The 11,527-nt window shown below is 68.9% G+C and carries 10 protein-coding genes and 1 pseudogene; 7 read left to right on the forward strand and 4 right to left on the reverse strand.

From position 1 onward, the window contains the following. Window positions 1–305 precede the first annotated feature (305 nt). The 4 genes and pseudogenes from OIE75_RS10735 to OIE75_RS41415 all read right to left on the reverse strand — a co-directional run. Complete coding sequence (locus tag OIE75_RS10735) at window positions 306–1,244, reverse strand: hypothetical protein (RefSeq protein ID WP_329470507.1); 939 nt, start codon at window positions 1,242–1,244, stop codon at window positions 306–308. A gap of 22 nt (window positions 1,245–1,266) precedes the next feature. Beyond that, the gene (locus OIE75_RS10740) at window positions 1,267–2,112 is read right to left on the reverse strand and encodes a hypothetical protein (RefSeq protein ID WP_329470508.1); all 846 of its coding nucleotides are present in this window, start codon (window positions 2,110–2,112) and stop codon (window positions 1,267–1,269) included. Then, window positions 2,109–2,246 carry a hypothetical protein gene (locus tag OIE75_RS10745; protein ID WP_329470509.1) on the reverse strand — a complete coding sequence of 46 codons (138 nt, stop codon included), beginning with the start codon at window positions 2,244–2,246 and terminating at the stop codon, window positions 2,109–2,111. Before OIE75_RS10745 ends, OIE75_RS10740 begins: the two co-directional genes overlap by 4 nt. 52 nt (window positions 2,247–2,298) lie before the next feature. Continuing rightward, a pseudogene (locus OIE75_RS41415) lies at window positions 2,299–2,868 on the reverse strand (N-6 DNA methylase); the annotation flags it as partial. A gap of 51 nt (window positions 2,869–2,919) precedes the next feature. On the opposite strand from OIE75_RS41415, the gene OIE75_RS10750 reads away from it, so the two are divergent. From OIE75_RS10750 to OIE75_RS10780, 7 genes are all read left to right on the forward strand, one after another. Further along, a complete protein-coding gene (locus tag OIE75_RS10750; protein ID WP_307011661.1) occupies window positions 2,920–4,365 on the forward strand; it encodes an ATP-binding protein in 1,446 nt (481 codons plus the stop codon). 1,083 nt (window positions 4,366–5,448) lie between these two features. Next, the gene (locus tag OIE75_RS10755; RefSeq protein WP_329470511.1) at window positions 5,449–6,756 is read left to right on the forward strand and encodes a transcriptional regulator; all 1,308 of its coding nucleotides are present in this window, start codon (window positions 5,449–5,451) and stop codon (window positions 6,754–6,756) included. Next, window positions 6,753–7,322, forward strand: coding sequence for a helix-turn-helix domain-containing protein (locus OIE75_RS10760; protein WP_319096224.1), 570 nt, complete (start codon window positions 6,753–6,755; stop codon window positions 7,320–7,322). Before OIE75_RS10755 ends, OIE75_RS10760 begins: the two co-directional genes overlap by 4 nt. A 181-nt stretch (window positions 7,323–7,503) precedes the next feature. Further along, window positions 7,504–8,220: a ParA family protein gene (locus tag OIE75_RS10765; RefSeq protein WP_062647784.1), complete on the forward strand. Its 717-nt coding sequence runs from the start codon at window positions 7,504–7,506 to the stop codon at window positions 8,218–8,220. After that, window positions 8,217–9,056: a hypothetical protein gene (locus OIE75_RS10770; protein WP_329470512.1), complete on the forward strand. Its 840-nt coding sequence runs from the start codon at window positions 8,217–8,219 to the stop codon at window positions 9,054–9,056. The genes OIE75_RS10765 and OIE75_RS10770 overlap by 4 nt, the downstream gene beginning before the upstream one ends. A gap of 126 nt (window positions 9,057–9,182) precedes the next feature. Beyond that, the gene (locus OIE75_RS10775) at window positions 9,183–9,494 is read left to right on the forward strand and encodes a hypothetical protein (RefSeq protein WP_062647788.1); all 312 of its coding nucleotides are present in this window, start codon (window positions 9,183–9,185) and stop codon (window positions 9,492–9,494) included. Between the two features lie 320 nt (window positions 9,495–9,814). Beyond that, complete coding sequence (locus tag OIE75_RS10780) at window positions 9,815–11,437, forward strand: hypothetical protein (protein ID WP_319096222.1); 1,623 nt, start codon at window positions 9,815–9,817, stop codon at window positions 11,435–11,437. Window positions 11,438–11,527 lie beyond the last annotated feature (90 nt).

Below are 11,527 nucleotides of genomic sequence, written 5' to 3' on the forward strand. Positions count from 1 at the left end.
CATATGCGGTGTTGACCGGCGGTGACCGGTACGCTCGCCCACGATCCGGGGGCCCCGCCCGGTGACACGGTCGGTCCCGACCAGCGCTGCTCCACCACCGACGGCGAGGACCTTCCCGGGACGATGTCGCTGGGCATGCGCACCGGGGTCGAGACCCACCAGCCGGGCTCGGCCGTGCTCCTGAGCGGCACCCACCAGGCACCCAACGTGCCGCGCCCTTCTGTTGTCCATCACCCGGCCGTCGTCAGCACATCCACGGTGGAACTTGCCCGCCGAGCCGTTGCCCGCTCTAGGACCCCCCCTCGTCAGGCAGCCCTACGGACGGCGTCCGGCGCCGGTTGGGTGGCGCCCTGCCCGGCGGCCGGTACGGGAGTCAGGGGTTCGGCGAAAGAGTCGAGCACCGTCACGCCGAACCGGCTCGCGATGGGCGCGGCCGCCATGGCCAGCGTGACAACGATTGGCGCCGTGAACTCGCCGGCGGCTCCCGTGAGTCCCAGTCCGACGGCCACGGCCACGAGGGTGCACAGGAAGAGCGACGGGACGACTACGCGGGCCTTCGGGGAGGGCATCGCCGTCGCGTCCGGGACGGCCTCCGGCACATTGGCGAGCCGGTCCGCGTCGCACACGCGGAAGTCCGCGACGAGGGCGCGCGTGCGGCTGCTGTACGCGAGAATACTGCAGATGAGCAGTACCAGTTCGCGCTCGTGGGTTGTCCGCTCCTCGCACGCGGCGTTGCCGTGGACGAGCGCGGTGTGGTGACGCAGGGCACGGATGACGGAGGCGGTGCTCGATACCATGGCAAGGCGGCTTCCGGGTACGGCGCCGGCGGACTCCCGATGGGCCCTGCGAGTAAGGTCCGTGCACAGCTGCTCGACCATCCGGCTCTGCCAGATGACCGGCGTCAACTTTGCCGGAGCCTTGTCGGAACGGGTGGTGAAGCTCTCCAGGACACCCACGGCCACCGCGGTAACCGTGCCCGCGGGGTCTGCGTTGCGCACGGCCAGGATGTCGATGCAGGTCAACAAGGCCGAGACCAGGATGAAGCCGAGGTAGACGCCGATTGCCCACAGCGGCGAGGTGCGCCAGTCCGAGGGGACGACGACGAGCGCGAGTGCGGCGCAGGCGAACATGCCAGGTACGGCGAAGACGAGCCGGCTCAGCGGTACCCACGTGCTGTGCGCGTGCACCTGGTGCTGGCCGGGCCTGTCTCCACACTGGCCGACGACCGGTTCACCGATCTCCAATTCGACGTGGTGGTGGCCAACCCTAAGGAGGGAGCCCGGAGCGCATACGCGGCCCTCTTTTCCTGAGGGCAGTCGTCGCTCCGTGACGTACAGGGTGGGGTGACTTGCTCTGCAGGATGTCCGCGGGTGCGACGAAGGCCGTACCAGGCCCAGACAGCGCGCCTTCGCCGTCCGGCTTCGGTCGTGGCTTTCCGGCGATGAGGTGGACGAGGCTTGTAAGGGGCCGTTCGGGCCAGGGCGTGCTGTCGCTCGCCTCGCGCGCGAAGTGTGCTTCGCTCAGCTTCATGGCGCACTCGGTGATACCTGCGTTCGTCGCTGCCTTCTCCTCCAGGAGCCGCATCGCTCGCAGCAGATGCGCCCTGAGTCCGGCCGGCGGGATCGGTACGGGGAGCCTTCGCAGCGCCGTCACGCTGAGCGTGCGTTGCAGGGTCGAGCCGGTGGCCTGACGCTCGCACCACGCTCGCACCGCCGGCGATCCGAACCACAGATTCAGCCAGGCCGCCTCGTCGGGTTCCCTCGTGCGGATGACTGCGACGGTCCGCGACGCGTTCCAGTGTTGGAACTCCGCTTGCACGACCGCCGCTTCGCCCACACGGCCCACCAGGACCACGACGACGTCGCCGATCTCCAGCCGGCTGCGCCTGTTCGCTTCATGGACCCGGAAGTCGATCCGCCTGGGTTCGTCGCCGCGCAGACGTCCTCCCTGGATGTCGGCAGCGCGGATCATCGGCACACCGTCCTCGGTGTGTGCCCCGGGTCGGGTGACGCCGTACCCGATGACCTGTGCGGTCGGCAGATCACCCAGCCGTCCCACGTCCCAGCCATCGGGCAGGCGCTGCAGTCGGCCTTCCAGGTCTTCCCCCGTCACAGCTCCCCCAGCAGGTCACGCAGCTCGTCCTCGAGCCGGCGTGACACCTCGAACAGGCCGAGCAGTTCGTCGGTCAGGTCGGCGGCACGCTCGGGCGCGTCGGGGAGGACGGACGGGACGAGGGGGGGCCGCAACGTGGTGCGAGGGCAGGACGTCGTACTCCGTTTCCGCGAGCTCGTCGCGGGACAGCGATCTGCACCAGCCCGGTACGTCCTCGTACGGCGCGTGGCCGGGTGCTCCGCGCCAGGCGGCGAAGGTGGCGGCGATGCGCTCCCGCGCTTCTTCGGGGACGGCTCGCCGTCCGCGCTTCACGTTCGTGGCGCTGTCACGCGCGTCGATCACGAGGACCTGCCCCGACCGGTCGTTGTGCCCCCACTTGCGATGTGGCTTCTTGATCTTGCTGAAAAGCCAAAGACTCACGGGATTGCGCACATGGGGGATCAGGCCGGCGGGCAGCTCCACGACGCCGCTGAGGACGTCGGCGTCGACGAGAGCGGCGCGGATCCGGCTCTCCGCGCCCTTGGTTGTGGAGGCGGCTCCTGTGGGCAGGAGGAGCGCGCCACGTCCGGTTGGCGACATCTTCCGCACCACGTGCTGGGCCCAGGCGAAGTTGGCATTTCCTGCGGGCGGGAGCCCGTACGGCCAGTACGGGCCCTCGCGGAGGAACCCGTGTTCGTCCCACCCCGATTGGTTGAAGGGCCTGGCACGCTCACACATATAACTCAGAGTGATCATTAATTTACTCTCTTCCCCCATACTATGGTTCACTTGAGTATGTTCGATAGGAGCAACCTTGAAAGGTGACCCATGCCAGGATTCGTAGGCCGCACATCCGAGCTGGCCACCCTCAATCGCCACCTCGACCGGGTGCGCGAGGGCCGGGGCGACCAGCGTGGCCGAGCCCTGCTCCTCCGCGGCCGGCGTCGGGTCGGGAAGTCAAGACTCGTGGACCTCTTCTGCGAGCGCGCCCAGGTGCCCTACGTCGTCCACCAGGCCACCCGAGGCGAGGACGCCCACCGGGAACGGGCCCGTTTCCTCAAAGAGGTCCGCCACTCCTCGCTGCCCGACACCGCCCTCCTCACCGGTGTCACAACCGTCGCCGAGTGGGACACGGCCCTGCGCCAGCTCGCAGCCGTACTCCCGGACGACTCCCCCAGCGTCGTCGTCCTCGACGAGCTGCCGTGGATGCTCGAAGGCGACCCGGTTCTGGAAGGCACCCTGCAGACCGTGTGGGACCGGGTGCTGAGCCGGAAGCCTGTCCTGCTCATCCTCATCGGCAGCGACCTCGCCATGATGGAGCATCTGTCCGCCTACGGCCGCCCCTTCCACCAGCGAGGGGTGGAGATGGTCCTCGCGCCCCTCTCCCCAGCCGAGGTCATGGCCATGACCGGGCTCCCCGCTGCCGACGCCTTCGACGCGCACCTGATCACCGGCGGTCTGCCTCTCGTCTGCCAGGAGTGGCGGGAGGGCGAGAGCCGCACCGAGTTCCTGTCCCGCGCCCTCGACGACCCCACCTCCCCTCTCCTCGTCTCCGCCGAGCGGGCGCTGGCCGCCGAGTTCCCGACCGCGCTTCAGGCCAGGCACGTGCTCTCCGTGATCGGCAGTGGAGAGCGGACTTTCGGGACGATCGCCGCGAAGGCCGGGGCAGCCGAGCGGCCCCTCCCGCCCGGCTCCCTCACCCCCGCCCTGCACACCCTCACGGACAAGCGGCTGATCGCCGTCGACACTCCGCTCTCTGCCCGCCCTGGTGACCGCGACCGCCGCTACCGCGCCGCCGACCCCTACCTGCGTTTCTGGCTCGCCTTCCTGGAGCAGGGGATCCCGGAGATCGAGCGTGGGCGCGGCCGGATCGTGGCCGAGGCGGTCGAGCGCGGTTGGACCTCGTGGCGCGGGCGGGCGATCGAACCGGTCGTACGGGAGTCCCTGGCCCGGCTGCTGCCCGACGCCACGTGGTCGCAGGTGAGAGTGGTGGGCGGCTGGTGGCCTCGTACGAACAATCCCGAGGTCGATCTCGTGGGCGCGGACCGGTATCCAGCACGCGAGATCGGATTCGTCGGCTCGGTCAAGTGGCACGAGCGAGGCTCCTTCGACCGCCGGGCCCTGGCCTCGCTGGCCCGGGACGCCCTTGCCGTCCCAGGGGCCGACGAGGACACTCCCCTGGTCGCGGTGTCCCGCTCAGGGTTCACGGTGGATGGCCTGGCGGCGACGTACGGACCCGAGCAGCTGATGGAGGCCTGGGCTTCCCCGGTGTGAGCGCCCTCCCCCGTGTCGGAAACCGCCCGATACGATCGAAGGCCGTACCCACGGGTGAGCAGGGACGGACAGTGCTCGCAGACAGCGTGCGGTGCCGGTTAGCGCTCGTGGTCCCGGTTGACGGGGGACGCGCCGCGCTTCCCGGTGGGCGTGAGCGCGGACGTGGACGTACCGCACGAGACGCTGGCCCTCGTACCTACGAACCGGGTGACCGTGACCCACCCGGACATGTGCACGCCCTGCAGGATCGGGTGCACGCCAACGTCGCCGACGGCGTCGGGCCGGCCGAGGGGCCGACGGACGAGCTGGCCACGGCCGTGTTCGCCATGGAGTTGGAGCCGACCTCCGTGTGGAAGCGATCAACGACCTCTGCACCCCGCCCAACGCAACGTCGTGGGCCGGCTCAACAGGCTCCTCACCCAGCCTCCCGAGCACGGCGAACACGTCGGAAGGCGCTGCAGCGAGGCAACCGCAATTGGCGGCAGACGAGTCGGGCTGTACGCCGGGTATTCCTGACGCACCTTTCTGACCTGCGCTTTCGTGGGCAGTATCGGCTGTGACCTGCTAGGTCGGGTCGCAGAGGCGACCGGAGGCAGTCAGAGGAAACCGCTCTGATTCGACCCCGATTCGAACCGAGCTGCTCGGAGCCAATCAGAGGCAACCGCCCTCTGTCTTAGTCCGAGTCTGCCCAGGTCAGACGGCGTTGATCGGGCTGTGAACCCGCTGACAGCACTCGGAATCGACCTCGGTCGAGCCGCGATGGGGACGTCTGCCTCCGGCATCGGAGCCAGGCATCGCTGGCACCGGTTGGAGGTCGGTACCGGACACCACCCGTGGTTTTAGCGGGCCTGGGTGGCGTCTCTGTCCTTGCGGGACGGCTCCACAGTGCCACACAGCACCCACCAGACAGCTTCTCTCCGACGGCCATTTCACCCAGGCGAGCGACTGGGTCTTCACCATCTGCCTACGGCTGCAGCCGATCTCATTCTGCTCGGAGACCTCACTGGCCGCTACGCGGCGGGCAGTTACAGCAGGCTCGCCTCCGACGGCCGGACCGTGTCCCTACGCGATACCCGTCAGGGCGTGGCCGAACACGGGCACCGGGTCACGGCGGCCATCGCCTGCCATGTCGCTCGCGTCGGCGGCACCGTCGACGAGCTGGCGCAGCTGTTGCTGCATCCCGAGCACGAGGGCGGGTGGCACGCCCGGAGCATTGCGCTGCGGTCCGGGCAGTCGCGTGCCCTGGCGTACATCGGTCGCGTATGGGTCAGCGCCTCGGCCGCGGTCAGCAGCACAACGATGCTGGAATCGCGGCACCACGCGTACGAGGTTCTCGCCGCGCTGCGCGACCGCATCGAGACGACGCCCTGGCGTGGGGAACGTGGGCGGACCGCGCTACGGGTCCTGCGGGCGCATCTGAACTTCGCCGAGATCGCGGGCGGTCCCCTGCACCACGCCAGCGAGCGGCAGACCGCGGAGGAAGCGGGGATATCCCGCACGACCCTCCGGGTCGTCTACGAGACCGTCCTCAAACCGCGGGGCTGGCTGCGACGCCTTCGAGTCGGCCACGGCCGCGAGGGCTCGACCTGGTACCTCGCCGAGGGCAGCCCCGACCGCCACAGCATCCCCGTAGCGCAATCTCGTTTCCGAACCACTCAGTACCCCCCCGACCCGGCACTTGAGGAGTGGTTCACCCCTGAGACGGACACGACGGCCGACCTCGACTCCACCGTCATCGGCCGACTGATGGGCCACGACGCCTTCGCCCACCGCGGTCTCGGCAGCGCCGCACTGGTGATCATCGGTGCACTGCACGCCCGGCCGGCACAGACGGTCGCCGAGCTTGTCGGCTCGTCCTCCGTCTCCCGCGCCACCCTCTACCGCACCTTGCGGCGCCTTGCCGACCACGGCCTCGTCCACCACGGCGGTGAGACCTGGACCCTGGCACCTCGCGCCCTGGAAGGCTTCGGTGACCACCCTCCAGAGGCTGCGGCCGAAGAGATCGCCGAGCCAGCCCGCGGCTGGGACGCAGTCGCGACGCGGCACGGAATCACGGGCGTCGCGGCCCGGCGCAAGGCGGTGCACGCCGCCGAGCGCGCGGCGTACCAGAAAGCACTGGAGCGGCTGTCGGAGCACCGCAGCAAGGCCGTGGTGATCCTCCGCGACGGGCGCCAGGTGCTGGTTCCCGCGCCACGCCCCGACGAAGTTCCCGCCGCGTGGCACGCCCCGGGCGGCTGCGTCCTCGATCCAGCCAGTGGCCGTGCCGCTCCCGGCTGGCGGATTGCCACCGACGGGCGGCTGATCCTCATCACCCCTGCCGACCAGCGCAGTTACGACGAGCTGGCCGCCGCCCATGCCGAAGCCCTCAGCAAATGGGAGTCCGCAGCGTGAACCCACCCCCTCGGCCCACAGCCGGTCACAGCGATCAGATCACCGGGCAAGCACTGCGGGAGCAGTACGAGTCCGGTTCCACCGTGGACCAACTCGTGGCGAGCAGTGGCCTGTCCTACGGCACGGTCCTCAACCGGCTGCACGAGGCCGGGACCGAGATGCGCACCTCATGGCAGACGCGCAGGCTGCGCGACGGGCAAGCCCGCCGCAACCTCGCAGCCCGCCTGCGTCGCCTCTACGAGCAACAGGGCGCCACCCTCGCGGAGTTGGCTGCGGCGGGGTCGGTAACGCGACGTGTGGCTCGGCGGCTGCTGATCGAGGCTGGTGGCACGCCCCGGACCACCCAGCAGACGCTGCGCATCCGCTCCGCGGCCGATGCCGCACGGCGAACGAACCTCGCGTTGTCCCTGCGGGCGCGGTACGAGGCCGGCGCCACGGTGCCGGACCTGGCCGCGGAGTGCAGCTACTCCGTCGGCACCGTCTATCGGCTCCTGCGCCAGGCGGGCACCCGCATGCGGCCCAAGCACAACCACGGCCCGGCCCGTGCCCCGAGGAAGGGGTCATGAGAGCCCCGGCAGGTGTCCCCGGCCGGGCCTGGCAGATCGCAGGACCGATGGCGTGCCATCCCGGATCCAGCGCTGCCGCACGAGCCCCTCCTCTGTCCGCACTCAGCTGCCTCCGTGCGTCGGCCTTCTGGTCGATGCACGCACGTCAACACACCTTTCCCGATTCAGGAGATCAAGCACCGTGAGTGAGAACACTCGTACCAAGACCCTGGCCGCGGCCACGGCCAGCGCCTGGGACGCCTTCGTGATCGTTGTCGGCATGCTCAAGGGCGGCACCGGCAAGACCACCTCCGCCTGGTTCATCGCCCTCTACTACGCCGTCGTCCTCGACCTGCCGACGCTTCTGCTGGACGCCGACGCGACCAGCCAGTCCGCCTACGACTGGTTCAAGGTCGCCCAGGCCGCCGGCTTCGAAATTCCCGAGCACCTGATGGTCGAGCGGTACCCGTTCGACGACATCGCCGAGTACATCCGCACCAAGCGCGCCGAGTTCGGCGCGATCGTGGTCGACGCCGGCGGCGGCAGCGCCCGGATCTTCCACGAGGCTGTTACCGAGGCGAACCTGCTGCTCGTGCCGGTCGCCCCCACCAAAATCGAGCGCCGCAAACTCGTGGCCACCTTCGACGAGGCCGAACGCGCCGCCACCCGCAACGAGCAGGGCGTCACCGCCCACGTGGTCATGGTCAAGGCCGACGACCGCACCAGCCTGCCCAGCCGGGCCAAGGACCAGCTGCTGGAGCCCGCCGAGGGCGAGGGCATCGGCCCCGACCGCGACGAGCCGTTCCCGCTCGCCGAGACCACCATCCACTCCTGGGTCCACTACATGGAGGCCTTCGGCGAGATCCCCACCGAACTGAGCGAGTACGCCAACCTGATGAAGGAGCTGACCGCAGCATGACCGAACGCATGAAGCCCCCGGCCCGCCGCACCGGCGGCCGTACCTTGGGCGGAGCCAAGAAGACAGCCCCGCCCCCTCCCCCGGCCGCCGAGCTCACCCCCGAGCAGTACGCCGCCGCCCAGGGCGAAGGCCGTCCCGCTGCCAGCGAGCCGCAGGTGCAGTCCGCTCCTTCCGCCGTTCCCGTCGAGGCATCGGCGCGGGGCCGGACCGATGCGGTGCCCGAAGTGGCGCAGTCCTCCGCCCAGCCAACCGTTGAGGTCACACCGAGCGGCTCCGTGCCGAAGCCAGCCACCAGTCAGCCGTTTCGCCCGGCTGTCGTCGCTCCCGAGGCGGGGACAGAGTCCGCTGGAATGCCGGTGGAACGGCAGGTGGCGCCTGTGGCCCCGGCTGCCGATCCTGCAGCACCTGCGCTCCAGCCGACGCAGCCGACCGAACCCGTTGCGCAGCACAGCCCGTCCACGGCTCCTGGCGCAGCCTCGGGCGCCGAGGTGGCGCTTCGCCCCGCAGCTCCTCCGACGACAGGCGGCAACGGGTTCCCCGCGAGGACCGATGTTCCACGGGCTCACCAGGAACAGGACGTGCAATCTCAGGCAGCGCCCCACGAAGGGACACCGTGGGCTCAGGGGGCCGGCCGTCCCAAGGACATTCCCGAAACCGCCGTCGTTCTCAACCAGCGCATCATCACGCGCGAGAGCCTCGACTCATCGGTCCCCGCTGCCCTGAAGTTGAAGAAGCGGATCAAGCGCTTCGCGCTGGACAACGAACTCGACCACCTGCCTATCGGCGACATCGTCTCGGTCGCGCTGGACGAGTGGCTCACTGCCCGCGGGTTCTGAGCCCAACGGCAGTGCACGAGGAGCGGCCGCCCCACTCCAGGGTGCGGCCGCCCCACGTGCCGACTATTCCAATAGCCCAGTAGGCGGATAGCTATCCGCCTAGCCGGACCAACCGGAGCAACTCTCGTGCCCGATGACTCCCCCTACGCGCGCCGACTGCGTGAAATCGCCGCCGCGCTCGACGCCGAGTTCCAGCCAGCCGCAGACGCTCTGACGCCGCACCCCGACACTCTCAACGTCATCAAGGACCGGCACACCAAACGAGGGCAGCTGAACCATGCCGTCCCTGAAGTTCTTCAGTTCCAGCGCCGGATCCGCCGATGCAACGCCGACACCGACATCCCTCGCGGTGACATCGTCGCTCTCGCCCTTGACGCCTGGCTCCGTGCGAAGGGCTACCCGCCAGACCTGAAGCCACTGGGCACAGAATTCCCTTAACCAGACGTCTCACAACGAAAGACGCTGGGGCGCCGGGCTTTACGGTGTGGGTGGCAGCCTGCCGAGATGCCGGGGCAACTGGCGAGCGATTCGAACCTACACACGCCGAAGGCGGCACGCACGCTGACGGCTCCGCGGCGTCCAAGACGCGTCCAACAGTTCACACTTGGCAGCCGGGGGCGGGCACCATCGTCAAGGTGACTACACCACCCGCCCACTGGGATCCGATCTCACAACGCCTGTGGCAAGCAGTACGCAACGGCAGTCCCCTCGATCTCACCGCTGCTTCACCCGACGGCACAACGCAAGACCCGCATTCCATGAGCCAGGAAGTCCCTGCCGAGGTTATTGCCGCTCTCCTACTGCAGCCCCCTGCGCCGGAGCCGGGCGTGGTGTCGCGGCTTCAGCTGATCGGCGCACACATCACCGGACGCCTTCAGCTGCACTACGCCGCGGTCGAGATCGCCTTCTCCCTCCTCGATTGTCGGTTCGACGAGCGGGTGGAACTCGCCGACGCCTCCCTACGCGCGGCGGACTTCACCGGCTGCCGCGTACCCCGGCTGAGCGCGGACCGACTGCGCGTCGACGGCGATCTGACGCTCGACCAGCTGGTCAGTGGCGGAGTTGACCTGTTCGGCGCGCAGATCAGGGGTGATCTGTGGCTCACTTCCGCCCGCATCACCGGCAACGGATACGGCTTTGCCGTGAACGGGCCTCAGCTCCGCGTCGAAGGCGGCTTGTACGCACACTCCGCTCACGTGACGGGCGGACTGAACCTGTGGGGCGCCCAGGCCTTCACCCTTGAGCTCACCCAGGCCCGCCTATCTGGGGAGGGGGAACGTCCGGCGTTCCGTGGCGACGGCCTCCACCTCGTTCAAGACCTCCGCTGTACCGACCTGTTGGTCGACGGCGGCGGCATCCGCCTGTTCGGCGCAACGATTGGCGGCCAATGCTGGCTTGCCCGTGCCGACATACGCAGTACCACTGGGTGGGCCGTCAACGCACCTACTCTCACCGTCGGTGGTGGTATCTACGCTGACGGCCTAACGGTTGAAGGGGGCGTCAATCTGTTCGCTGCAGTCGTCGGCGAATCGATAGAACTCACCGCCAGCACGCTCCTTCCTTACCACCAGCAGGCGCTTCGAGCTCCCGGAGCCCGAGTGGAAGCAAACATCACACTGGACAATGCGACACGCGTCGCAGGAACCATGGACCTGACCCGCGCTGAGGTCAAGGGCATCTTTTCCGTCATCGGGACAACATTCGCGCAGGAAGCAACCGTCGACCTGCACCGCGCCGTCCTCGGAGCGCTCCATCTAGAGGCCCTCACTGCGCCACCCGCCACCGTCGACCTGAGCGCTGCCACCATCGTGGCCATCACCGATGCCGCCGACTCCTGGCCCGCACAGATTGCGCTCACCGCACTCACCTATCAAGCTCTCCATCCGGTGATGCCGGCCGCTCACCGTCTGCCCTGGCTGCAGCGCGACACTGACTACCACCCGCAGCCCTACGAACAGTTGGCCGCCTACTATCGTCAACTCGGCCATGACGACGACGCGCGGACAGTACTCTTGGCCCGGCTTCGACAACGGCGGCGTAGCCTGCCAAGGCCTGCCCGAATCTGGAGCTACATTGAAGACGCCACCGTCGGATACGGCTACAGACCGGGGCGCGCGCTCATATGGCTGCTGGCCCTTGTCGCTACCGCTGCCATCGCCTTCTCAGCAGCACCACCACAGCCCGCCCAATCCCACGGACCGTCCTTCCAACCGATCGTCTTCTCCCTCGACCTGATCCTGCCTGTCCTCGACCTGGGTCAGGAAAAGGCGTTCACCCCCGTCGACAGCACTGCCTGGATCGTCTGGCTCAGCTCCCTCTCAGGGTGGCTGCTCGGCACCACCGTCATCACCAGCCTCACCCGTCGCCTCACCCGCTCCTAAACACTTGCAAAACGTGCGTGCCTGAGCACGCAATCTGCCCTTGCGACCAGGCGCGAGCCTTCTCGACTATCCGAACTCGGGGCTCATCCG

The organism is Streptomyces sp. NBC_01723 (genome assembly GCF_036246005.1).
Lineage (GTDB): Bacteria > Actinomycetota > Actinomycetes > Streptomycetales > Streptomycetaceae > Streptomyces.

Bases quoted from the DNA above. Each gene is read 5' to 3' on its own strand.
- OIE75_RS10750 (WP_307011661.1), top strand. From the start codon at position 2,920: ATGCCAGGATTCGTAGGCCGCACATCCGAGCTGGCCACCCTCAATCGC.
- OIE75_RS10780 (WP_319096222.1), top strand. From the start codon at position 9,815: ATGAGCCAGGAAGTCCCTGCCGAGGTTATTGCCGCTCTCCTACTGCAG.
- OIE75_RS10770 (WP_329470512.1), top strand. From the start codon at position 8,217: ATGACCGAACGCATGAAGCCCCCGGCCCGCCGCACCGGCGGCCGTACC.